22 protein-coding genes and 1 riboswitch are annotated in these 23,564 nt (G+C 61.6%); of the genes, 7 read left to right on the forward strand and 15 right to left on the reverse strand.

Annotated elements, in window-relative coordinates; genetic code table 11:
• Positions 1 to 12 precede the first annotated feature (12 nt).
• Complete coding sequence (locus BDB13_RS09455; RefSeq protein ID WP_094271411.1) at positions 13 to 930, reverse strand: metal-dependent hydrolase; 918 nt, start codon at positions 928 to 930, stop codon at positions 13 to 15.
• Positions 930 to 2,543 (reverse strand): flavin-containing monooxygenase, encoded by a 1,614-nt coding sequence (locus tag BDB13_RS09460; protein ID WP_094271412.1) that lies wholly within the window; start codon positions 2,541 to 2,543, stop codon positions 930 to 932. The genes BDB13_RS09455 and BDB13_RS09460 overlap by 1 nt, the downstream gene beginning before the upstream one ends.
• Positions 2,544 to 2,715: 172 nt before the next feature.
• Between BDB13_RS09460 and BDB13_RS09465 the strand changes: the two genes are divergently transcribed.
• Positions 2,716 to 3,372 carry a TetR/AcrR family transcriptional regulator gene (locus BDB13_RS09465; protein WP_094271413.1) on the forward strand — a complete coding sequence of 219 codons (657 nt, stop codon included), beginning with the start codon at positions 2,716 to 2,718 and terminating at the stop codon, positions 3,370 to 3,372.
• Positions 3,369 to 3,998 carry a TetR/AcrR family transcriptional regulator gene (locus tag BDB13_RS09470; protein ID WP_094271414.1) on the forward strand — a complete coding sequence of 210 codons (630 nt, stop codon included), beginning with the start codon at positions 3,369 to 3,371 and terminating at the stop codon, positions 3,996 to 3,998. Before BDB13_RS09465 ends, BDB13_RS09470 begins: the two co-directional genes overlap by 4 nt.
• On the opposite strand, the gene BDB13_RS09475 is transcribed toward BDB13_RS09470, so the two are convergent.
• Positions 3,979 to 5,157: an acyl-CoA dehydrogenase family protein gene (locus tag BDB13_RS09475; protein WP_094271415.1), complete on the reverse strand. Its 1,179-nt coding sequence runs from the start codon at positions 5,155 to 5,157 to the stop codon at positions 3,979 to 3,981. The two genes, BDB13_RS09470 and BDB13_RS09475, sit on opposite strands and share 20 nt — an antisense overlap.
• A gap of 228 nt (positions 5,158 to 5,385) precedes the next feature.
• Between BDB13_RS09475 and BDB13_RS09480 the strand changes: the two genes are divergently transcribed.
• Positions 5,386 to 7,068, forward strand: a complete 1,683-nt coding sequence (locus tag BDB13_RS09480) for an FUSC family protein (RefSeq protein WP_254922769.1) — start codon at positions 5,386 to 5,388, stop codon at positions 7,066 to 7,068.
• On the opposite strand, the gene BDB13_RS09485 is transcribed toward BDB13_RS09480, so the two are convergent.
• Complete coding sequence (locus tag BDB13_RS09485) at positions 7,044 to 7,991, reverse strand: sigma-70 family RNA polymerase sigma factor (RefSeq protein WP_094271417.1); 948 nt, start codon at positions 7,989 to 7,991, stop codon at positions 7,044 to 7,046. The two genes, BDB13_RS09480 and BDB13_RS09485, sit on opposite strands and share 25 nt — an antisense overlap.
• Positions 7,992 to 8,051: 60 nt before the next feature.
• Between BDB13_RS09485 and BDB13_RS09490 the strand changes: the two genes are divergently transcribed.
• Complete coding sequence (locus tag BDB13_RS09490; protein ID WP_094271418.1) at positions 8,052 to 9,038, forward strand: LLM class F420-dependent oxidoreductase; 987 nt, start codon at positions 8,052 to 8,054, stop codon at positions 9,036 to 9,038.
• Positions 9,039 to 9,106: 68 nt separating this feature from the next.
• On the opposite strand, the gene BDB13_RS09495 is transcribed toward BDB13_RS09490, so the two are convergent.
• The 5 genes from BDB13_RS09495 to BDB13_RS09515 all read right to left on the reverse strand — a co-directional run bounded on the left by BDB13_RS09495 (position 9,107) and on the right by BDB13_RS09515 (position 16,845).
• The gene (locus BDB13_RS09495; RefSeq protein ID WP_094271419.1) at positions 9,107 to 9,769 is read right to left on the reverse strand and encodes a DUF3239 domain-containing protein; all 663 of its coding nucleotides are present in this window, start codon (positions 9,767 to 9,769) and stop codon (positions 9,107 to 9,109) included.
• 87 nt (positions 9,770 to 9,856) lie between these two features.
• Positions 9,857 to 11,962, reverse strand: coding sequence for a membrane dipeptidase (locus tag BDB13_RS09500; RefSeq protein ID WP_094274800.1), 2,106 nt, complete (start codon positions 11,960 to 11,962; stop codon positions 9,857 to 9,859).
• A gap of 100 nt (positions 11,963 to 12,062) precedes the next feature.
• Complete coding sequence (locus BDB13_RS09505) at positions 12,063 to 13,721, reverse strand: DNA repair helicase XPB (protein WP_094271420.1); 1,659 nt, start codon at positions 13,719 to 13,721, stop codon at positions 12,063 to 12,065.
• A gap of 598 nt (positions 13,722 to 14,319) precedes the next feature.
• On the reverse strand, positions 14,320 to 14,445 hold the full coding sequence (locus BDB13_RS32905; protein WP_254922770.1) for a hypothetical protein: 126 nt from the start codon (positions 14,443 to 14,445) through the stop codon (positions 14,320 to 14,322).
• A gap of 75 nt (positions 14,446 to 14,520) precedes the next feature.
• Entirely contained in the window at positions 14,521 to 16,845 is a 2,325-nt protein-coding gene (locus BDB13_RS09515) for a helicase-associated domain-containing protein (protein ID WP_094271422.1), read from the reverse strand.
• 60 nt (positions 16,846 to 16,905) lie between these two features.
• Here BDB13_RS09515 and BDB13_RS09520 point away from each other — a divergent pair, with 60 nt between their 5' ends.
• Entirely contained in the window at positions 16,906 to 17,094 is a 189-nt protein-coding gene (locus BDB13_RS09520) for a hypothetical protein (protein WP_094274801.1), read from the forward strand.
• Between the two features lie 93 nt (positions 17,095 to 17,187).
• On the opposite strand, the gene BDB13_RS09525 is transcribed toward BDB13_RS09520, so the two are convergent.
• The 3 genes from BDB13_RS09525 to BDB13_RS09535 all read right to left on the reverse strand — a co-directional run bounded on the left by BDB13_RS09525 (position 17,188) and on the right by BDB13_RS09535 (position 18,864).
• On the reverse strand, positions 17,188 to 17,754 hold the full coding sequence (locus tag BDB13_RS09525) for a transglycosylase family protein (protein ID WP_094271423.1): 567 nt from the start codon (positions 17,752 to 17,754) through the stop codon (positions 17,188 to 17,190).
• Positions 17,755 to 17,761: 7 nt separating this feature from the next.
• Positions 17,762 to 17,948: riboswitch (cyclic di-AMP (ydaO/yuaA leader) on the reverse strand.
• A gap of 264 nt (positions 17,949 to 18,212) precedes the next feature.
• Positions 18,213 to 18,602: a YccF domain-containing protein gene (locus BDB13_RS09530; protein ID WP_094271424.1), complete on the reverse strand. Its 390-nt coding sequence runs from the start codon at positions 18,600 to 18,602 to the stop codon at positions 18,213 to 18,215.
• Between the two features lie 34 nt (positions 18,603 to 18,636).
• Positions 18,637 to 18,864 carry a hypothetical protein gene (locus BDB13_RS09535; RefSeq protein ID WP_094271425.1) on the reverse strand — a complete coding sequence of 76 codons (228 nt, stop codon included), beginning with the start codon at positions 18,862 to 18,864 and terminating at the stop codon, positions 18,637 to 18,639.
• 223 nt (positions 18,865 to 19,087) lie between these two features.
• On the opposite strand from BDB13_RS09535, the gene BDB13_RS09540 reads away from it, so the two are divergent.
• Positions 19,088 to 19,501 carry a cold-shock protein gene (locus BDB13_RS09540; RefSeq protein ID WP_169634150.1) on the forward strand — a complete coding sequence of 138 codons (414 nt, stop codon included), beginning with the start codon at positions 19,088 to 19,090 and terminating at the stop codon, positions 19,499 to 19,501.
• A 63-nt stretch (positions 19,502 to 19,564) separates the two neighbouring features.
• Here the strand turns inward: BDB13_RS09540 and BDB13_RS09545 are convergent, their stop codons facing one another.
• From BDB13_RS09545 to BDB13_RS09555, 3 genes are all read right to left on the reverse strand, one after another.
• A complete protein-coding gene (locus tag BDB13_RS09545; RefSeq protein WP_206041702.1) occupies positions 19,565 to 20,050 on the reverse strand; it encodes a DUF2771 family protein in 486 nt (161 codons plus the stop codon).
• Positions 20,051 to 20,052: 2 nt separating this feature from the next.
• Positions 20,053 to 21,750: an MFS transporter gene (locus tag BDB13_RS09550; protein ID WP_176459557.1), complete on the reverse strand. Its 1,698-nt coding sequence runs from the start codon at positions 21,748 to 21,750 to the stop codon at positions 20,053 to 20,055.
• 70 nt (positions 21,751 to 21,820) lie between these two features.
• The gene (locus tag BDB13_RS09555; protein WP_094271428.1) at positions 21,821 to 22,657 is read right to left on the reverse strand and encodes a glutaminyl-peptide cyclotransferase; all 837 of its coding nucleotides are present in this window, start codon (positions 22,655 to 22,657) and stop codon (positions 21,821 to 21,823) included.
• Positions 22,658 to 22,695: 38 nt separating this feature from the next.
• Between BDB13_RS09555 and BDB13_RS09560 the strand changes: the two genes are divergently transcribed.
• Complete coding sequence (locus BDB13_RS09560) at positions 22,696 to 23,523, forward strand: DUF3027 domain-containing protein (protein ID WP_094271429.1); 828 nt, start codon at positions 22,696 to 22,698, stop codon at positions 23,521 to 23,523.
• Positions 23,524 to 23,564 lie beyond the last annotated feature (41 nt).

Below are 23,564 nucleotides of genomic sequence, written 5' to 3' on the forward strand. Positions count from 1 at the left end.
CGTAAGCCCTTTTCAGGAGGAGTGATTCGCGGCAGGCGAACGCGCGAGATAGCGCATCGCGACGTCCATGTCGCCGATCTGTGACGGGTGAAAACTCGGTCGCAGGTAGGGAGGCATTTCGGTGATCAAGAACTTGAGATTGGGTACCAGACCGCGACGCGTCGCGCTGATCAATTGCACAGGCCAGAAGTGGCCCTTGGCTTTTGACGGATCCTGGCGGAACAGATAATTCATCGATGCACCGAACAGCACGATCAGGGTGAAGCTGGCGAGCAGTGCCGTTCGGACGCGCCGCGCGTAGCTGCCGTCGACGTACATATAGGCGTCGAAAGCGACGTTGCGGTGTTCCACTTCTTCGGCGCCGTGCCATTTGACCATGTCCAGCATCACCGGGTGCATGCCGGCGTTTTCCAATGCCGGATCGGTGAGCAGCCATTCGCCGAAGACCGCGGTGAAGTGCTCCATCGCAGCGAACAAGCCCAAGCGCTCACAGAGCCACGCGTGCTTGGCTTTTCCGCTCAAACCCTTGTCACCCAGGATCTTGTCCACCAGCCAATCCATGCGGCTCGACATCGGTTCCATGTTCATGCCGAGTTCGGCAAGGTGCTCACGCGCGCCCTTGTGCGACGACGCGTGGGTTGCTTCCTGGCCGACGAAACCCACTACTTCCTCGTGTAGCCGAGGATCCTCGATGAGCGGTAGAGCTTCGGCAAGAGTGGCGGACATAGCGCGCTCGCCCTCGGGAAGGACCAGATGCATGAAGTTGATGACGTGGGTGACCATCGGTTCGTTCGGAACATAGTGCAGCGGTACACCGTCCCAGTCGAATTCGACGTCGCGCGCAGCGATTGCGTGAGCCTCGTCCGTATAGCGGCGGGCCCCGGTCGCGGCTACGACGGGCTTACCTCGAAAAGTCTTGATTCCGAGCATCACTGGCTCCTCACGGATTCTCTGAAATTCCCCGTCGCTTCGCTCGCCGCGTCGACATTCCCCGTCGCTTCGCTCGCCGCGTCGAAATTCCCCGTCGCTTCGACGACCGGCCATCGGCGCTCGTAATGCGTCAGATCGGCTCGTCGGGTTCGGGCGCGGAAAGATCGGTTGAATCCTCCGTAGAACGTGAAGTTGCGGCCGCCGTCGACGAGGTAGTAGCTGCTGCAACCACCGGTGTTCCACACGCTGGTCGCGAGCCGCCGATCTGTCTCGTCCACGAACTGCTGCTGGACGTCGGCACGCACGTCGATGGTGCGAATTCCCTGCTCGTCCATCTGTTGTACGCAACTCGAGATGTATTCAACCTGAGCCTCGATGGTGACGACCTGCGAGGTGTACACCACCGAGTTGGGTCCGAGGATCATGAAGAAGTTGGGAAAACCGTTGATCGTCGTACCCAGGAAAGCCTCGGCGCTGCCGTTCCACGCCTCGGCGATGCTGCGCCCGTCGCGGCCCTTGATGATGCCGAACGACGGGTTGTCGCCCATCTTGAAACCGGTTCCCATGATGATGGTGTCGACTTCGTGGAGTGCGCCGTCGGCGGTGACGATTCCGTTCGAACGAACTTCCGTGATGCCGTCGGTTACGACATCGACATTGCTTGAAGCCAGCGCGGGATAGTAGGCATTGGAGAAGGTCGGACGCTTGCATCCGAATGTGAACTGGGGGAGTAGCTTTGCGCGCAATTGGGGATCGCGGACTTGACGACGCAGATGTGCGCGGCCCAGGGCGCCCAAACCTTTCAGCAAAGCAGGTTTGTACACGAACCCCGGAACCATGGCTTCTTGCAACAGATCGAGGCTTTTCCGAGCGATGCGCTGGGCAGCCGGTACGCGCTCGAACAGGGTGCTGGGCCAACCGGTCATCGGCTGATCGGGATGAGGCAGGATCCACGTGGGTGTTCGCTGGAAGACGGTTAACGCCTGGGCGATCGGTTGTAGCCGCGGAATGATCTGAACTGCCGAAGCGCCCGTGCCTACTACGGCGATGCGTTCACCGTTCAAATCATGGTCGTGGTTCCAGTCTGCGGTGTGGAATACCTGGCCCTCGAAGGAATCGAGTCCCGGCAAGTTCGGCACGGCCGGCGCACTGAAAGGGCCGGTAGCGCCAACCAGGAACTGAGCTTCCCAGATGCAATCCTCAGTGTGTACCCGCCAGAGTTGTTTGTCTTCGTCCCACGACGCGTCCGTGACCTCCTGGCCGCAGTGCAGTCGATCTTCGAGACCGAATTTCCGCACACAATCGCGGAGGTAGTCGTAGATCTCCGGTTGCAGCGGGTACAGGCGGGTCCAGTTGGGATTTGGGGCAAACGAGAAGGAATACAGAATGGACGGGATATCGCACTGTGCGCCAGGGTAGGTGTTGACCTGCCACGTTCCGCCGGGTTCTTGGGCACGTTCGAGGATGACGAAGTCGTCGATCCCAGCCTGTGTGAGGCGAACAGCAGTGCCGATCCCGCCGAAGCCGGCTCCGATGACAACCACTCGGGTGCGGCGAGTTCTCGAGTCATCTCGAGGAGTGGCTTGCTTCGAGGTTGTGTCGATCTCAACCATGTGTGACGCCTCCTGATTGGTGCGCGAACAACTGAACGAAGAGTAAGTCTGACATCAGGTGATGTCAACAGCGGTTGATGTCAGAATTGGAATTGTTGACAGATGGTGATGTCAGTTATGGAATGGATAACCTGAGGCCCTGGCTATCGCGCCGGAGTGAGAACATGGAGACATGACGGACACCGAGACTGCACGCAGTGGCCCGAGACGGTGGCGTGGTCTGGAACCGGAAGATCGACGCGCTGCGCGGCGTGCTCAGCTGATCGAAGCCGGAATGCAGATTATGGGCACCGAAGGCGCTGCTGCGGCCACCATGCGCGCGACGTGCCGCGAAGCTGCGCTGACCGAGCGGTACTTCTACGAGAGCTTCGGTAGCCGGGACGAACTGCTGGTCGCGGTACTCGACGAGGTTGTTCTCGGCGCGCGAGACACAATTCTGGCCGCCCTCGAAACCGCACCCGTCGAACCACCCTTGCTGATTCGACATGTTGTCAAGGCCTTTACCGCCTACGTCACCAAGGACCCGCGGCGCGGCCGCATCATGTTTGTCGAATCCCAGGCCGAACCTGCCCTGTGGGACCGTGGCCGGGAATTGATGGCAGAGTTCACCAACCCGATTTCCTTCGCGCTCGAAGCGATGTACGGCGGCGAGAAGCGCGATGCCGTCAACTCCGAACTCAACTCGGTCGGACTGTTCGGGGCACTCGCGTTCATCTATCAGGCGCACACTCAGTCCTCCAAGATCTCGCGCAAGCGTCTGGTGGAGCACATCTCGCTGATGATCGAGGCGCAGGCGAGGGTGAACAGCACTCCGGCGGGCAAGGCGTGACCGGAAAACGGCTTGGCCCGCAAGACCGGCGCGAACAGATCATTGTCAGCGCCGCAGAGGTTTTCGAGAACAAGTCGTACGCCGACGTGTCGATGACGGAGTTGGCCAAGGCTGCCGGCGTCGGACGTCCACTCCTCAATCACTATTTCGGCTCCAAACGTGACCTCTACCTGGACGTCGTACGACGGTTTGTCTTCATCCCCGAATTGGCGGTCGAACGCCTTCCTGGCTCCACAAGTGCCGAGAAGCGCGTCGATGCCGTGATCGATCGCTGGCTCGACGTTGCCGGGCGGCACCGCGGCATGTGGATGTCCACGGTCATGTCCGACGATCTTCGACGTGACCCGGAAATGGACCAGATTCTGCAGGATGCGGATTCTGTTGCGGCGCAGCGTATGATGGATGCCCTTGATCTGCGGCCGAGTGGCGAAGATGCGGCTAAGGTTCACGCTGCCATCGTCGCGTACGGCGGACTGGCAAAGGCTGCCAGCAAGCAGTGGCTTGTCACCGGGTTGCTGGAGCGTGAACAAGTGCACACGTTGTTGGTGGTCAGCTTGCTTGCCATCGTCCGCGACGTAATCCCCACTCTGGCAACGGATAATGGGGCTACAACGACCTCGCGATGAGATCCTTCATCGTCTCGTTCGATCCGGCGTAGATCCGGGAGATGCGTGCGTCGGCGTACATCTGCGCGATGGGGTATTCGAGAATGTAGCCGTATCCACCATGCAATTGGACGCATCGGTCGATTACCGCGCACTGCTGATCGGTGAGCCAGTACTTGGCCATGGCTGCGGTTGACGCGTCGAGTTGCCCGACAAGGTATTTGGCTATGCAATCGTCGATGAATGTTCGGGAGATCTTGGCGATTGCTGCGCATTCAGCTAGCTCGAACCTGGTGTTCTGAAGGTCGAAGAGTGTTTGCCCGAACATGTTTCGGGACTTGGTGTACTCGATGGTCAGTGCCAGAGCGCGTTCGATCGCAGCGGTGGCGGCCACGCCGCAGATCAGGCGCTCCGGTAGCAACTGCTGCATCAACTGCACAAATCCTGCGCCCTCACGGTCGCCGAGGAGGTTGGTTGCCGGGACGCGAAGTTGGTCGAAGAACAGTTCGGTGGTGTCCTGGCCCTTCTGTCCGACCTTCTCGAGAATCCGGCCTCGTTCGAAACCTGTTGTGTTGTCATCGACCTCGGCCACGATCAGCGACACTCCACGGGCTCCGAGCGTCGGATCGGTTTTGGCGGCAATGATCACCAGATCGCAGTTCCGCCCGTTCGAGATGAATGTCTTTGCGCCGCTGATCAGGTAGTCGTCGCCGTCGCGGACGGCCCGGGTGGTGATGTTCTGCAGGTCCGAGCCGGTGCCGGGTTCCGTCATCGCGATGGCGCCGACCCACTCGCCGCTCGCCAGTTTGGGTAGCCAGTGCAGTTTTTGTTCATGGGTGCCGTAGGCATTGAGGTAGTGGGGAACGATTCCCGAGTGCACGCCGAGTTGGAGTGAGTGGTCACCGGCCATTACCTGCTGGTGGAACAACACGGCGTCGTGTGCAAACGTGCCGCCGCCACCGCCGTACTCGGTGGGAATGGACATGCTTGCCAGGCCCAGGGTTCCGAGTTCCCGATACACCGACTTGTCGGGAAATCCTTGATCGGCAAATCGCTTCTGATGTGGCGTCACATGCTTGTCGAAGAAGTTTTGTGCCAGTTCGGCGACCGCGGCCAGTTCGTCGTCCATCCACGGTGAACGGAATTCGTCCGTGCGGGTTGCTGTGGATCCTTGCGTCATCGTCGTTCTCCCGGTCGGTGCAGTGCGACCCGTACGTGGGACGCTCCATCAATCATCCACACTGTTGACGAAGTGTCAATAAGCCGCACGTGGCTGGACCCGCTGCGCGGTGGGCTGTACCGCAGGACAAGAATGGGATGACACAGATAGGGATGCTCACCATTCGAGATACGACGGCACGAAGGACAGATAGTGGACCCCGATGAAGTACGACCAGGGGTTGCCGCAGTGCCAGTGCCACGTCCGGCCCGCAGCGTCCTGTTCGGACTACCACCGGTCGGAAACAGATTTCCCGGAGCAGTCCGAGTAGCGCTTGCCCTGGCGATACCGGCGACCATCGCGACACTCTTGGGCTACGGCTCCTCGTCACTGCTGGTCGGCTTGGGAGCCTTCGCGTCGATCTACGGCGAGGGCCGCCCGTATCGGAGCCGATGGAAGGCAGTCGGTATCGCAGCCTTGGCGCTGACGGCGCTCTCGTTCATCGGCGCCTCGGTAGGCGAACCCGTTCATCGTGCGATTTCGGAGGGATCATCGGAAACTCTTCTGGTGCTCGTCGTTCTTGTCATGGCTGTCGTCGTGTCGACGTGTGCGTTCACCGTTGACGCACTTCGGCTGGGGCCACCGGGAGCGTTCTTTCTGCTTCTGACGACCGAGATCAGTTCGGTTATTGCGACGCCCGGGCAACCGCCCCGGGAAGTTGCCTTGTGGACTGCGGTGGGTGGCGCGAGTGCGCTGGCTGTGTCCATGGCGGGAATCCTGTGGGCGCCCCGAGCAGTGGAGAAGAACGCTGTCCGAGCCGCTGTTGCCGCCGTCGAAGAGTACGTTGCCGCACAACCGAATTACCGCCCGCCGGAGTCGGTGAGGGACAAGCGTCACGCGGCAGCACTGCGACTGCACGACGCCTGGCAGTGCTTGTACCGCGGCGGAATCGTCGGGACGGAGCACCCTCTCGCTCGCGAACTGGAACGCGCCCAGATAGTGATGGCGAGGACTATCTCCAGCGATCATGATCCGGAGTTGCTGACGGACCCCGCATTCGACGTCGACGACATCGGAGCGCACCCGCCGTTGCCGGATCCGAAAATTCGATACAGATTCTTGCGAGCGTGTAATCCGTCGAGTCGTGCGACGATAACCGCTCTGCGTTTGTTGGTGGCCTGTACCGTCGCCGGCAGCCTGACGGTTCTGCTCGGAATCGACAGGCCGGACTGGGCTGTGATCGCTGCGGCGATGGTTCTTCATCAAGGACCGGATCGAATTCTGGGAACGTATCGCGGCATTCACCGGATCGGCGGGACCATTCTGGGACTACTGGTGCTCGGCGCGGTGTATTTGTGGAGTCCGACGGGCCTCGTGCTCGTCGCGGTACTCGCGGTTCTCATGCTGGGTATCGAGATGTTTCTCGTGCGAAACTATGGCGTCGCAGTCATTTTCATCACCCCGATGGCCATTCTTCTCGGTGCGGCCGGTGGTGCTCACGGAACAGTTGAGCACTTGATCCTGAGTCGAATGCTGGAAACTGCCGTCGGAGTAGCGGTGGCGTTGATTGTGTTGTGGGGCGTCGGCCGCCATGCGCATCGGCGAACCTTGACCTGGGTTGACGCCCGAGCGCGCAGTGTCCTGCACAAGCTGCTCACCGAAATTCGAACAAGGCACTATGCAACGCAGGCAAATTGGTCGGAACTATCCGAGTTGCGTCGTGACTTGGATTTCGAACTGCGGGGCAGTGCGATGGCAGGAATCGATGCTGCACACAACGAGCCGGAGTGGGCTACGCAGCGGTGGGCGGAGCACACCGATCTCCACCATCTGGGGTCTGATGTGCTGCATAGGCTTTGGTTCGGTACACAGGTTTCCAGGCCGCACCTCGAAGAATGGGAATCGCGCTACCTGCGCTTGGACTCCGTGTGATCGAGTCCTGATACGCCGCTGAGCTTGTCCGGATTGGCCAGATCGTAGGCCGCGCACACGACACCGCCGCGAACTGTGAATCCTGCAACGCGCATCGGGAACGGCGGGTGGTCGTCGTCGCCGGGGGAGTCGGCGATGACGCAGCCGAGTTGACCGTTGACCATGGCCGGCGAAATCGACATCACCGCGTTCAGTCCGTACTTGCGTACCAGTCCCAGGTAGAACCGTGCGACCCGATCGCTGCCGCGCACGATATTGACTGCGGTGCGGGTCTTTCCGTCGGCGTCGCCGATCAATACGGCATCCGGGTCGAGTGCTGCGATCACATCATCCAAGTTTCCGCCGGCGATGGCCGCGACCAAGCGTTCCACTGCTGCCGAATGTTCCTCGCTCCCTACTGGTTCGGGAGCCGCGGATGCGGCCTTGCGTGCGCGTGACGCCAGTTGGCGAGCGGCAGCAATTTCGATGCCCAGGATTCGGGCGATATCGGCGAACGGCACGTCGAAGCCGTCGTGCAGGACAAACGCGACTCGTTGCGCGGGCGTGAGGGTGTCGAGAACGATCAGTGCGGCTAGCCGGCTCTCTTCCTGCTGCACGACGTAGTCGAGTGGATCGGGAGGTGAGGATGCCGAGATCGACGTGACGATCGGTTCTGGAAGCCACTGTCCCACATAACTTTCTCGACGAACAGCCGCAGATTTCAGGCGATCGAGGCAGATTCTCCCGACGACGGTGGTGAGCCACGCGCGTAGTTCCCGAATCTCGTGCCCGGCAGTCTTTTCGGATTCTGCATTCTGTAGCCGTATCCACGACTCCTGCACGGCGTCCTGGGCATCGCTGAAACTACCGGTCAGGCGGTACGCGACGGCCATCAGATGGCCGCGGTGTGATTCGAAGGCCTGTGTGGTCGTCGGCATGTACATCCTTCGAGTCTAGTGAGGTTCCGCGCGCGCAACATGGCGGTAGGTAGGTACTCTCGCCACATGCGATTCGGACTGTTCGTACCTCAAGGCTGGCGTCTCGACCTGGTCGGCATCGACCCCGCTCAGCAATGGGAGGTTATGCGCGACTTCACGCTGCGTGCCGAAGCGGGCCCGTGGGAGTCGGTCTGGGTGTACGACCACTTCCATACGGTCCCGGCTCCGACGGAAGAAGCCACGCACGAGGCGTGGACTCTGATGGCCGCGCTCGCCGCATCGACGTCGAGCATCCGGCTCGGTCAGATGTGTACGGCCATGGGTTACCGCAACCCGGCCTACCTGGCCAAGGTTGCCGCCACTACGGACTTGATCAGCGGTGGGCGCGTCGAGATGGGAATCGGCGGCGGCTGGTACGAGCACGAGTGGAATGCCTACGGCTACGGGTTCCCCTCCGCCGGTGAACGTCTCGGTCGGCTCGACGAGGGCATTCAGATTTTCCGTCAGGCCTGGTCCGCGGGCACTGCGACGCTGGACGGCAAGTACTACCAGGTCGACGGCGCCATCTGCCGTCCGCTTCCGTTGCAGGAGGGAGGAATTCCCTTGTGGATCGCCGGTGGTGGCGAGAAGGTCACGCTGAAGATCGCGGCAAAGTACGCGCAGTACACCAACTTCGACGGCACACCGGAAGTTTTTGCCCGCAAGTCGGAGATCCTGAAGAAGCACTGCGACACAGTGGGTACCGATTTCGACGCCATCGTGCGCTCGGCGAACTACAACGTCGCGATCGGTGCAACGGAAGCAGAAGTGGCGCAGCGACTGGAAACGCTGAAGTCTCGTCTGACGCCGCTGGTCGGTGAGGCCGCGGCCGACGCGTCGCTGGCCGCCTTCCGCGGAATGCCGGCAGTGGGAACCCCCGAACAGATCATCGAGAATCTGTCGGCACTCAAAGCACAAGGGCTCGAATACGGAATCTTCTACTTCCCCGAGGCCGCCTACGACACGTCGGGCATCGAATTGTTCGAACGCGAAGTACTGCCGGCTCTCCGCTAGAGGGAATCGCGTCCGCGAAGGCCGCTAGAGGGAATCGCGTTCGCGAAGGCCGCTAGACAAAAACCGCGTTAGCGCAGGTTGTCCGGGAGGTCGGCCGGATCGACCAGGACGCGGCGTTCGGGGTGGGTGCGAACTTCCTCGGAATCAGAGATTCGGCTCTGGAGGAATTTCCACTCACTGTCGCTGATCGCGCCCACCGCTCGGGCGAGTACCGCCGAGTCCTTGGTTCCCCATTCGATCGGCATCGGGCTGACCATCTCCCAGACGGCGTCCTTGCTCCGAGTGGAACGATCCGAGCGCAGGGCTACCGACGGAATGCGATCGCCGACCTTCCACTTCGGGTTGAGCCGGACATTACGGCTGACCAGTGCGTATTTGGGTGTTCCCGCCGCCGGCTTCGCGATATCGATCAGCGCGGTCAATGTCGCAGCTCGGGGATGGATCTCGCTCACGATCGCGGGGACCAGAGGATTCTCGCGATACAACTTTTCGGCGTTGCCTACCTTGCGTGGTGCCCACAACGCAACACCCAGCGAGCTGAGGGCTCCGATGACCAATACAGCGCCGACGATGATGGACCAGACGTCTCCCACGAGGATCAGCCAGGTTCCTCCGGCGGCCAGCAACACGGCGAAGATCACCGCAGAAATTTGCAGACGACGAACGTCGGCCAACGTGTCGTTGACGGACCTCGCGTGAGCTTTGTCGACGGTGAACTCGAATTCAGCCACTGATGTATTCCTTCGAAGGTGGAACTGCGGTGGTGGAACTGCGGTGGTGGTGGTCCCTGAGATTTTCAGGGGCCACCACCAGCGTAGCTAGTTCCGCGCGCGCTCCCACATCTGCAGGTAGGCCTCGGCGCCTCGGCTCATGTCGTCGATGATCGTGTCACCGTCAGGCCCACCCGCGATACGCATGTCGGCAATCCAGTCGGGAATCAGTCCGTACTGCGCGACACCGTCGGTATTGACATCGAAGACGCGGGTTCCGGCATGCTGCTTGTCCATGACGGTGCCGTCGAATGCGGTGTACGGGTACTGCAGGGGATTGACGTCCGCATCGCCTCGGGGCGCTGCCTGGGGCCCGAACCCGTTGGTGTCGGCGCCGTATCCGAAACCGAAGTAGTAGTCGTCACTACGCATTTCCCGAGCTTCTCGCCACGCCTGGATGAAACCCTTTTCCTTGGGTTTGCCGTCGGTCTCGGATGTGCCGTCGGACGATTCCAGTTGACCGGCATAGAGAGCCACGAAACCGCCGAGTGCGTAAATCCGCTTGTAATAGCTGGGGTCACTCCAGCTGTGGCTCGACACGACGCCCGAGTAGTGGGCAGCTTCGAGCATGGTGAGGGCGTCGTCAGCAGCCTTGACACTCAAATGGTCGATGTCGACGATCATTCCGCGGTCCATCAAACCCTGGATCATGTGCTCGCCCAACGAGGTCAGTCCGCGTGAATTGCATTGCGGGCCGGCCGGGTACACCGGGAGTGTCACGCCGGGCGGAAGCATCCCGATCAGATTTTGGGCGCCGTCCACCTTGGTGGGCAGCTCGTTGTCCTCAGCGACACCTTGGCAGGGCTCGGACTGCCAGAACTCTCCGGTGCCCAGGTAGTTACCGATATTGACGGCAACTCCGGTAATGCCTCCGTCGAAGCGTGTTCCACCGAGTGCATTGTCGAATTTGTGCGTCACGATCATCTGCCGGACGCCCAGATCGTAGAGTTCGTCCAAACCTTGGTCGATGTCGTTTTCGTCGCACTGCGCTACACCGTTGCGGAGGGAGCAGCCGAACGGCTCCGAAACCTCGACGCCCAATGTGACGGCGAGCTTTCCGTCCGCCGCAACCTGCCTGGCCTCGGCAGGGGAGCTCACGATACGGAACCAGCCGCGTCCCGGCCCGCCGTACTGCGCGTCGATGTAGTCCTGGAGTTCACGGGTCTGCTCGGCCTGAATGCGCACCGTTTCCATCTCGTTGCACGGATTGCGCTTACTGGGATACAGCTCGCACAGAACACGGTTGGCTACAAAAAGATTGGTGAAGATACGCAGTCCGCCGCGCCATGCTCGCTCAACCCACTTGTAGTACGTCTGCTCGTGGGTCAGGGAGTCCTGGGCCGGCCAATCCGCGAAGGTGGGCCAACCGGTGGTGTCGTGGGTTTCGAACGGGTTGCCGTAGGAGAGAACGTTTTCCAGGAGGGCGGGCATACCGTTGGGCTGGTGGTCCGGGCAGTCGACCAGTGCCGCGGTCACGCCCTGAGGATCGAAAGGCTTTCCGCAGTGCAGGTTTCCGCCCATGAACTCGGAAGCATTCATGTGTACGTGTGTGTCGATGAATCCGCGTACTTCACCGCCCAGTCCGATCTCGGTGGGATTGCCGGTGGCATTGACTTCGGATTCCGGGAAATCGGCACAGCCGGTGCGAGGAACCAGGGTGAACGAACCGGTATCCGGTTGGCTTCCGGGTTCGGCCATCGCCAAGGCATTGTCACGGGTGACCAACTGTCGGCCGTTCGTGGTGGCGGTGAGGACAAAGTTCTCGTCGCTGGACATCACGGTCCAGTCCGTCATCGGAGTTGCGGCCGCAGTGGCGACCACAGTGTTGGTTCCGTCGTGGGCCAGCATGGACCCGTCGACGCCGTAGAACATGAACCGGCCCAGTTGCGCCGCATGGAGTCGGAACGGTTCAGCTTCGTCGGCGGACGCGCGATCCGCGCGATACCCGGCGGCGTCGCGTCGCACGAAGTCGCCGGACGCGCTCTGCACGGCGTAGCAACCGTTGGCGAGCTGGTACACCGTGTTGTCCGGGGCGCTCGGGGCTGCCGTGCCGACGCCGGTGACCGCGACGAGCAACGTCGTGGCCAGCAGCGAAGCCGTCAGAAGTGCAACGACTCCGCCCGGTCGACCACGTAGACGTGTAATTGAGCGCATGCATGACTCCCGGCCGTTGAACACAACTGTGACACGGGGCACCATACCGACAAATGGACGTACGTCCAATTAATATTTGAAACTTGTTACAGAATCGTGTTTAGCCGATGGCGGGGCCAAGCAGGTCGTCTGCGTCGGTGATCCGGTAGGCGTAGCCCTGCTCCGCGAGGAAACGCTGACGGTGCGCTGCGTACTCGGCGTCGAGAGTGTCGCGTGAGATCACCGAATAGAAGTGAGCCTGTCCGCCGTCGTGCTTGGGGCGCAACAGTCGGCCGAGGCGCTGAGCCTCTTCCTGGCGTGAGCCGAAGGTTCCCGAAACCTGAACGGCAACAGATGCTTCCGGAAGGTCGATCGAGAAGTTGGCAACCTTGCTCACCACCAGGGTCTGAATCTCCCCGTTGCGGAACTGATCGAAAAGGATCTCGCGTTCCTTGTTCTTGGTCGAACCCTTGATCACCGGAGCATTCAATTCCTCGCCCAGTTCATCGAGCTGATCGAGGTAGGCGCCGATCACCAACGTCGGCGCATTCGGATGCTTGGCCAGAATCGATTTCACGACAGCAACTTTGGTGTGCGCCGTCGAGCACAGCTTGTACCGTTCCTCGGGTTCGGCAACCGCATACGCCATACGCTCGGCGTCGGTCATGGTCACACGCACCTCGACACAGTCAGCCGGAGCGATCCACCCCTGCGCCTCGATGTCCTTCCACGGAGCGTCGTACCGCTTGGGGCCGATCAGTGAGAAGACGTCGCCCTCGCGGCCGTCCTCACGCACCAACGTCGCGGTCAGTCCGAGGCGCCGACGCGACTGTAGATCCGCCGTCATCCGGAACACGGGAGCAGGGAGGAGGTGCACCTCGTCGTAGATCACCAAGCCCCAGTCTCGGGAGTCGAACAGTTCGAGGTGCTTGTACTCACCCTTCGTTCGACGCGTGATGACCTGGTACGTCGCGATCGTGACCGGTCGAATTTCCTTGCGCTCACCCGAATACTCGCCGATTTCTTCTTCGGTGAGTGACGTCCGTGCGATGAGCTCGCGCTTCCACTGACGCCCGGCGACGGTATTGGTGACCAGGATGAGAGTGGTTGCCTTGGCCTTTGCCATGGCGGCCGCGCCCACCATGGTCTTGCCTGCGCCACACGGGAGTACGACGACACCCGAACCGCCGGCCCAGAACGAATCCGCAGCCATCTGCTGGTAGTCGCGCAGCTCCCAATGACCTTCCTCGAAGGCAAGATCGATGGGATGAGCTTCTCCGTCGACGTACCCGGCGAGGTCCTCGGCAGGCCAGCCCACCTTGAGCAACATCTGCTTGAGGCGGCCCCGTTCGCTCGGATGGACGATGACGGTGTCGTCGTCGACCTTGTCGCCGAGCATCGGCGCAATCTTCTTGTGCCGCATGATTTCGGTGAGAACCGCGCGGTCGAGGCTGATCAAGATCAGGCCGTGGACCGGGCTCTTCACCAACTGCAGTCGGCCGTACCGGGCCATCGTGTCGACGATGTCGACGAGTAGCGGCTGGGGAACCGCGAAGCGGGAGAACGAGACCAGAGCGTCGACAACTTGCTCGGCATCATGTCCGGCAGCGCGAGCATTCCACAGCGCCAGGGGAGTGATGCGATAGGTGTGGACGTGCTCGGGCGCTCGCTCGAGCTCAGCGAAGGGCGCGATAGCTTGCCGGGCTTCGCCCGCGCGCTCGTGATCGACCTCCAAGAGCAGAGTCTTGTCGGATTGGACGATCAACGGTCCGTCGGTCACGGAGTCCTCCTGGTGTGGCGGATGAGGCAGTGCGGCGCACCGCAGGCATCGTGCGCGGCAACCCTGCCATTGTCCTGGTATCGCAGTGCATACGCCAAGTGGCACGCATAACACCACGCGAAATAGGGGTGCCCGTTTCGGGGCACCCCTACGTCAACGTGGCACAGTTGACGACTATTCCTGGCGGAGGAGATTATTTATTTCTGGGCCACGGCTGTCTTTCGCATTTCCATGACGTGAGTTATCGCCTCCGAAATTCCGGATCGATAGCCGATATTCTTTTCGCTGTCGCCTGGCGTCGAATCGAGTTCCGATTCGAGTCGAGTTTGAATTCGGTCGAGGGCGTGGATAGTTCTTTTCACAGCAGAAATCCTTTGTGCTACGAACGGCCCGATAACAGGATTCCGGGCCGTCGAGCGTTCTCGTCGAGGACGCAGACCGCAGCCAGTGTCATCCCGGCAGCGTATCCACGTGACCTGGGATCTGCGCCGCGGCTACTGGACCTGAACTGGTCGAACGTTTCGTGGAGGTGGTTGAGCGTGTCAGTTTCGGTATGCATGATGGAATCTGTCGTCGGTGGAAAAAGAAGGGCTTTTTATCAGCTCCGCTTTCTCTTGCGAATTAATTCCGAAGAATCCGCAGCTTTTTCGCGCTTTTCTGCGCGGCGTTCCTTGATCGACTGGGCGGGTTTCTTCATATTCTTACCCGGCGCCTTGTCAGCCATTGTCGCTCCTCAGTTTTTGAAGTGTGGCAATCACAAACTGACCACGACCATACTTCATTTACAGAAAAAAGCCAGTTACGACTTTTTTTCGTCGATCGGGGTCACCGAAGTAATCCGGTGAAGTGTGAACCGGCGCACTGCGCCACTCGCCGGATCGAATGCATCCAGCTGTCCACCGCCCACGCTGACGGGGTCGACGATTCGATGCGTAGCCACGCCTTGGGCGTCGACGTAGCCGATGTTGACGCTCTTGCCCGCTCTCGCTGCCGAGGACAACAACGCGATGGCGGCGGCGCTGCTTTCCCTCGATCCGTCCGCTCGAACACCACCACGGCCGGGGCTGGACGCCCGGTCACCGGCGCGCAACGTTCGTATCAGCGATTCGAGTTGTTCCGGCGATGGACTCGACTGTGTTCGCGGCGTTTGCCGCAAACGGCGATTCTGTATCCGTGCACCGCGTGGTCGCAGATCGACCAGGGCCCCGGACGAATCCTCACCGGCCGGCGCAAACCCGGCGGCTCGCAGCTCCGCGAGTACTTCCCGAAGTGGGGCCTGGGATACGGCGACAGTGGGTGCGAGGGCCCGTAGGGCCAACGTTTCCGCGACGGCGGACGCCAGTACTTCAGCCAGGAGGGAGGCGTCCTCGCATCGGATGAACGACGCCGCGACTCCGGCGCGCAATCGGCCGTGCCGGCGCGCAACGTCGTCGATGAGGTATGAAAGTGATTGAGGAACAGGTGTTTTGGATTTTGTACTGAACATCGTCTGTAGTTCTGTCGCAGTCAGCCCGGCATCGAGTGCCCGGCGGATACTGCCCTCCGTGATGCGATACATCGATGCCGAGCCGGCCGATTCGATATCCGCCACCAACGTCACCTGCTCGAGCAGGTCCGGCACCAGCGGTCCGGGAGCCACCAACGTCAGGTCCGCTTGGACGAGGAAGTAATCGATGGGCTTGGGCAACACTGCCGCCATCTCGGCTTCGGCGTCGCCGCCATGGAGCATTGCGCGACCCGGCGAACTCAGCGCACCCCGAGCGACCAATCCGAGCGCCGACGCCTCGGCGAGTGTGTTTTCGACGGCCAACGTCCGAAGGCGCCCGCTCCGCCGCGGATGCCGCCACGCCAGCAGGCGACTGACCTCGGCGGGTGAAGCACTCTGGCCGCTGTCGAGTTCGGCCAACAACCCCAGCACCGACGCACGGTCGCGAGGCGCGGAAGGCGCGCGGCCTTCCTCCGCCAGCGCAGCTATCGGCTTGTCGGACGGATCACGCATCCCGATCATCCAGGGGACCCGGGGAACGTCGATCCAGGCCGACGCCAGTACCTCCCACCGGCGTGCCGTAGTGGCGTTGAGCCAACCGTCCACAGCCACCGTCGGCGTCCAGTAGTCGTCCGAGGTGTCGACGCTCGGAGTCGGGTCGGGGGTACCGCTGGCGATCAACCCGGCCGCCGAGAGAAGCTCGACCAGCAAGTTGACCCGGCTCTCGTCGAGTTCGGCAGCCTTCGCGATGCGACGGAGTTCGCGTACGCCAAGCCCACCGGCCCTCAATGCGGGAGCGGGTGCCGCGCCGAGCACGGCAACAACCTTTTCGCTCTGGCGAACCAGTTCGAGGGCCTCGCCGGCTGCCGCAGCATTGACGTCGGCCGGCTTGAGCTTGTCGCCCGTGATGACCGGCGCGGTGAGGGTGGTCGGATCGAAGACAGGTTCACCGCGGATCGCTTGACGCACAGTTGCCGGTAGTTCGACGGTCTGCTCGTCCAGCCAGCGGAGCAAGCCGGCTGCAAGCAACTTCTGCACCGGGCGGTCTGCGGGAGTCTCCGGAGCGGCGTCGCGGGTTCTGCCGATGGGGCTGGAATTGGCCAGGGTCTCGAGTAGGTCGCGCTCACGCTTCTCGAGCGCGTTCAGTGCCGCGGTGATCTCGGCTTCCGACATGGACTCGACGGGCTCGAGAGCGCGTCCGACCCGCCACGGAATGCTGTCGATGACAGCCGGGACCATGCTGATCGGATCCGTGCCCCAGATCAGCGCAGTCGCACGCATCTTCGCGAGAGAAGCGTCGACGGCCTTCTTGGTGACCTTGCCCTTGCCGGTGAGGGCGCGTTCGGCGAGAGCGTCGTTCAACTCCTTGCGCGACATCGGCGTTTCCTCGGCCCCGGCCAGAGCCATCAGTTCGAGGATCCCGAAATCGAGCGTGTCCAGCTCGTCAGCTGCCCGACTGACCGACGCACGCTGCTGCGCACGCCCGCCGAGAACCACCATTGTGCTGGGCGGCGGTACCGCGAGGTCGGGCCGAAGACGCAGTAGTTCCGTCAACTCGGCGTCAGTGCGGGCCGACAGCCATTCGGTCAGGCTGTCAGCTCGGGAATTGCCCGTCGAGGTGCCACGTATTTCGGTCATCGCCTATCAGATTAGAGACCTGGTATGTACTGCGTAACGGCGTCCTGTCAAAATGGCTTCGTGGCCAACAATTCGAAGCAGCACTATGTAGATCCAGGATGGCCGGAAACTGCAGACGGAGATCACGCAGTGACCGAATTGTCATCGACCCGTTCAGGTGGACTTTCACCGTTCGGTGACGACACCACCTTCCCCGTGCCGGTGGAGTCACTCCCTTACATCCATCCGTACACCGTCATCAACCGCTAACGACCAACCACGAAAAAGGCCCGCACCAACCGGTGCGGGCCTTCTTCGTATGTTCTTGTGCTGTGCGTTCGAGCGGAACGCGAGATCGCGGTCCTACTTGAGGAAGGACTTCGCGGTATCTGCAGCTGCGAGGATCTGAGGATCGATAACGATGCCGTTGTCCTCGGCGAAGGCGATGGCCTGGTCGATGGCCTCGGAAACCGGGTGTGCGACGACCTGAGCGGCCTGTGCCGGTGCGGGTGCCTGGGTAGCCGGAGTGGTCACGGTGGCCGGAGCGGAGCGCTGCGTTGCGCCGCTGTTCAGGCCGAGGCTCGAGGAGCAGGACGGCCAGGCGCCCCATCCCTGGTTGGCGAGAACGCGCTCGGCAACAACGATCTGCTGCTCGCGAGAGGCGTTGTTGGCGGTGGCGGCATATTCTCCGCCGCCGTGTGCGTTCCAGGTGCTGGGGGAGAACTGCAGTCCACCCTGGTAGCCGTTGCCGGTGTTGATTCCCCAGTTGCCGCCGGCTTCGCACTGTGCGAGGCGATCCCAGTCGGAATCAGGCGCTGCGCTGGCGGTACCTGCGGCTGCGAGTCCTGCTACGCCCATGATGGCGCCGGTGACGGCGACCTTGGCGACAGTGCGGCCTGCAGTGGTGGGTTTGCGATGGCGTCCGCTCATGATCGTGAATTCCTCTCCACACGCGCCTGCGAGGTCAGCTGTCGGGTTCGGGCTGAGAGGTTGCCCGGCCTCGCCTTTCCTGGCTGGAAAGAGTCTGGCTTCACCCCAAGATTCGACTGTGTAAAACAACCGAACCGGTGTCCGAGAGGACTTTGGGTCCCCCGTCCTCGTCCCTGGAATGTCTGTTTAGGAAATTCCGGTACCCGCGGGACAAGGCTTGGCGCGGCGGGCCGGAGGTGGCCGAGTTTCCCGGCCGAAATTCACGGTAACGGCTCTGCTCGCCCGTGTCACCATTTGATAACGCGGCGCGTCGATCGGGATGCAGAGCGTGGGGTAAATGCGCAGGAGACTCTGCCCAGGTAGCGGGGGGTTCTGCAGTGACAGCTCTCCTGTGGCTGTTCCGTTATCTATCCGTAATGTGATTAAGGTCACACCGTTATCTGGAACAGCTGTGGAGCTTATGCGTAGTTGACGCGGTCAACGTCGACGATCTCCTTGCCCAGGGGCATCAAGCAGATCGGAATCATCTTCAGATTCGCGATGGCCAAGGGAATTCCGATGATCGTGATCGCCATCGCGACAGCCGTGACGACGTGTCCGATCGCCAACCAGATGCCGGCGACGATGAACCAGATGACATTGCCGATCATCGAACCGACACCGGCCGTCGGCTTGTCGACAACGGTCTTACCGAACGGCCAGAGGGCATAGATGCCGATACGGAAGGCCGCGATGCCGAACGGAATCGTGATGATGAGAATGCAGCAGATGATGCCGGCGATGAAATACCCCAGCGCCAGCCACAGACCACCGAGGACCAACCAGATGATATTCAGAATAAATCTCATGGTCAGCGACCTTTCGGTAGGTACGTGAGGGAATTCAGCGTGCGCGTCGACCGGACCTCAACGTGTAGACGATGGCCAGCAGGAAACCGACTGGGCAGGCCAACGCGAACAGGTACAGCACCAATCCCGGAGGAGTGTCGCTGAAGATCTTTACCGCGAAGATAGCGACAATCGCGAGCAACCCGACAAGAAACAGCCCGATTGCGATTCGAAAGAGACCGTTTCCGGTTCCGGAAGTGCTCGGGTTCGGTTGAGAGTCCACAGGTACAAGGGTAGTGCCCGTAAACGCGAGTGCCGATACCGGTTGCTCACAGGTAGACTGTGGAGTGACTGCGCGTCCCGTCAAGCAAGTTCGGGGCGCGTTCTTTTGCATTCTTCGGTCGAACCTCTCGATCGAAGCTGAGCAGGACCATGGGGCTCGTACTCGAGCCTCCCGAGAATATTGGGGCGACAAGCCCCAGTCGAGTGATGAGCGGGTGAACGCGGTGCCGACCGGCAAGGTGAAGTGGTACGACGTCGAAAAGGGTTTCGGCTTTCTGTCGCAGGAAGAAGGGGAGGACGTCTATGTACGTGCCTCTGCCCTTCCTGAAGGTGTCGAGGGCCTGAAGGCGGGCCAGAAGGTCGAATTCGGCATGGCGGCCGGCCGACGCGGCCCCCAGGCGCTGAGCCTGAAGGTTCTCGAGCCTGCCCCGACTCTGCGCGGTGCGTCGACGCAGCGCCGTGAGCCGATTGTCCGCAAGCACACGCCGGACGAACTGCACGGCATGGTCGAGGACATGATCACGCTGCTCGAAGCCAAGGTTCAGCCTGACCTGCGCAACGGAAAGTACCCGGACCGCAAGACTGCTCAGCGGATCTCCGAGGTTGTCCGCGCGGTGGCCCGCGAGCTCGACAGCTGACCAGCCTGAGAACAAAGAAATGCCCGGCACACCGAATTGGTGTGCCGGGCATTTTCTTCTGGATCAGCTGGTCTTGATCGACCAGATCAGGAGTCCCTGTTCGCTGCCTTCACCGACAGCAAGGTGAATCTCCACTCCCACTAGTTGCTTCTCCGGCAGCGCTTCGACGGTGACTGCCATCGCCTCGTCAGCCTTGAAGAAGCGGGGTTCGCCGGACTGATTGCCGTCGGCGTCTTGGTAGACGGCGAGCATCGCCCATTCCGCAGTCGAGACGTCCTTCGACAACGACAACTGCAACGCGGAGCCCTGCGGCACGTCGAGTTCGTAGATTTCGCCGATCTGAGCGCACTGAGACAGGTCGATCGTGCAGAAGCCCGCCGGCTGGGTTTCGATGGTCCGACCGTGAGCGTAGGCAGTGATCTGCGGGAGCTTGTCGGGCTCGTCGTTGATGTTCTTGATGATCACGAACAAAACCGAGGCGTAGACAGCTAGTGCCACCACCATCAGGACACTGATCGCAGCCACGATCTTCTTTGTTCTTGCACGCATGATCACTGCGGAGTACTTCCTTGTCCTCGATCGGATTTGCCGGTGTAGATCACTTCTGTCACTTCTTGCTCGGCCAGGTCTGGTCGCTTGCCGCCCAGTCCGGGCAGAAGTGAGCTGCCTCGGTAACACAGGAACGTCTGCAGAAGACCGATCGTCAAGAACACGGAAACGACAGTGAACCCGATCCAGTATTCAGTAGGCAGCAGAACGCCCAGCGCGCCACCCAGTACCCAACTCAACTGAAGGACGGTTTCGGATCTACCGAATCCGGACGCGATCGATTCCTCGGGCAGATCGTGCTGCAGTGACGCGTCGAGTGAAACCTTCGCCAAAGCGCTCGCAGCCGACGCGATCAGAGTGGCCAGAGCGGCTGTCATCAGGTTGTCGGTCAGCGCCGCGATAACCGCGATGATCCAGACGGAGGCGGTGCATCGAAGAACGACGACGGCCGGTCTCCCCAGTTTGAGTCGCGCACCGGCCGCATTGCCGCCGAAGTTGCCCAAGCCTGCAGCGGCACCGACCAAGCCGAGCATCATGGCCTGCTGCAAAGGCTCGTGGTCCGTGCGGGATTTGGCGACAAACGCGATGTACAGCGTCAGGAAACCGGTCAGAACACGAATTGTTCCGTTGCCCCACAAACCGATGATGACGGCGCGTCCGAGTGGCTGACGTACCTTGGCGCTCTTGATGCCAGGGGCACGTCCACTGCCGGCGTGATGTGCCTCGTCCGGGTGGTAGGTGATGGTGGCGGGAACTTCGCCTTCGGTGACTTCGACCCACGACGGAATTCGCATACTCAGATACGCGCCGAAAATGGTGACCACCACCGCGAACCAGAGCGCTCCGGGAGATTTGAACGCGAGTGCCAGTGCGCCCGCGACGGCGCCGGCGCAGATAGTCCCACCGATCAATCCGAAAACCGTGAGCCGAGAATTGACTCTGACCAGGTCTATTTCGGGCGGGAGCACACGTGGAGTGACCGCGCTCTTGAGTACCGAGAACGATTTACTCAGAACCATCATGCCGAGTGCGGCCGGATACAGGATCCAACTGTCGAAGTTGAACACCAGGATCAGCGCCAACAACGTTCGAATACCGAACGACGACGCCAGCGCGATTCTGCGCCCGCGCTGCAACCGGTCCAGCATCGGTCCGATGAGCGGTGCGATCACCGCGAACGGAGCGATGGTGATCAGGAGGTAGAGAGCGACCTTCGTTTTGTCCTCGCCGGTGGCCGCGGAAAAGAACAACGTATTTGCCAGGGCCACAGCGAGAGCGGCGTCGGTCGCGTTGTTGGTCATCACCGCGTATGTCAAAGCAGTCAGGCCGGACTTGTCGGCGCCGTCGGCCTTGGCTGCACGCTGGAACGTCGCAATACCTTTGTTGGTCAGTTCCCGACTGCGCATCGCCGCGACTCGGGTGACCGTGAGCTTGCGCGGCATCGGCGGGGCTTTGGGAGCGTCGGCAGGATCGCCTTTCGAGCCGGAACCCTTCGAATCGGACGTGTCCGGAGCTTCGTCACGAGACTCGGGAATGGGGTGCAGCGGCGGTAACGGAGCACGTCGGCCGGACGGCCGCGCAGCCGGCGGGTAGTTGTCGTAACCCGGGTGGACTGCCTGACCAGAGGAGTCGGTCTGCCCCGCAGACTCGTTCGGAATTCGCCGAGTATCGGGGTCGTAGGGTTCGCGCGGTCCGGTCACCACTCAATTCTGTCCTAGTACTGCGGAGGCGACCACGCACACCCCTGACGAGTTGGGCGGCAAAGTCGATTCAGGCCACAAATCGCACGTCGAATATCTGTGGCCAGTACTTACCGGTGAGAAGAAAGCGGTCGGTTCCGGGTATCTGGGCGATTCCGTTGAGCACGTCGACGGTGCGAGTGGATCCATCGGTGTTCAGCCTGGCGCGCAGAGGCGACGCGTCGATCACACTGGTCACCTGGCCATCTTCCGGATCGATCGACACGATCGTGTCCGTCTGCCAAACGTTGGCGAAGACGGTTCCGTCGTCGGTGCATTCCAGTTCGTTCAGATTCGCGAGCGGCTTATCGTCGCGAGTGACGTCGACGGAACCGATCGCGTCGAAGGTCTCGGGATCGTGAAACCTCAGGCTGGACGATCCGTCGCTGGTTACCAACCGATCCTCGAGCGCGCAGATGCCCCAACCCTGAGTGGTGAGCGGAAATCTGTCACGTTCGACAAGAGTGTCCTTGTCACGGACGATTGCGACGCCGTTCTTCCACGTCAATTGCCACAGTGAGTTTCCGGAGACCGTGATGCCTTCACCGAACAACGGTGGCGCCAGATCCGCTCGGGCGATTTCGGGGCCGGAACCCGGGTCGCTACCGATCTCCGTCGAACGCACCCATGACTCGCCGACGCGCCCGGTGCTTTCGTAAAGTCTGTCGCCGTCGATCTCCAAGCCTTGGGTGAAGGCGTCGGCGTCGTGTGGATAGACGTCGACGACCTCGACGGACAACGTCGGTACCGGCCCGTTGTCTCCTGCAGCAGGGGTTCCCGGACCCGTCGGAGAGCAGCCCGTCACGACCGAAGTGATCACGGCGAGTGCCGAGACGACAGCTGCAGAACCGGCGCGTGACCTACTCATCTATCCAGCATTGCAGCCCAGTGCGTTGCGGACTTCTAGTGGTGCGGCAAACTGGAGGAGTGAGTGTTGCTACTTCTCCAGAGCGTGCAGTGCCGCGCCCCGTACTGGCCGATGCCGTCGAGCTTGCCCGAGCAGCTGTTGTAGAGCTGCACGAGGGTGGCGTCGGTGCATACCTCGGCGTCACGTCGGAGGATGAATTTGCCGCTACCCATCGATTCGCCGCAGACATTCCCGGTTACAACGGGTGGCAGTGGGCCGTTGTCGTAGCGGCCGGGCCGAACGATCACCGGGCCACCATCAGCGAACTCGCTTTGTTGCCCGGCCCCGATGCATTGGTGGCGCCCGCGTGGCTGCCCTGGGATCAGCGGATTCGCCCCGGAGACTTGTCGGTCGGCGATCTTTTGGCTCCGCCGGCGCAGGATCCGCGCCTCGTCCCCGGATACGTCGCTACTGGTGACCCCGAGGTCGACGACGTTGCACTGGAACTCGGTTTCGGACGCAAGAAGGTCATGAGCCGTGAGGGTCGACTCGAGGCGGCTCAGCGCTGGTTCGAAGGCGACTTCGGACCTGAATCGGAAATGGCGAAGGCAGCTCCGTCCACGTGTGGGCTGTGCGGCTTCTTCCTGCCGCTGGCAGGATCGCTCGGTGCTGCATTCGGCGTCTGCGGCAACGAGCTTTCCGCTGACGGCCGTGTTGTGCACGCGAATTACGGCTGCGGTGCGCATTCCGACACCACCCTCCCTCTCGGTGCCGGTTCACCGGCTTTCGACGCCTATGACGACGGGGCTATCGAGATGACTGCCATGCCGGCACAGGCCGCAGATGATGCAGTCGCCGAAGATTCGGATTCGGTATCCACCGAGTAGACGACCCGTTCGCGGCGGCGGCGCTCCGCGAGGCCACGCTA

This window comes from Rhodococcus sp. OK302, from assembly GCF_002245895.1.
Classification (GTDB): Bacteria; Actinomycetota; Actinomycetes; order Mycobacteriales; family Mycobacteriaceae; genus Rhodococcus_F.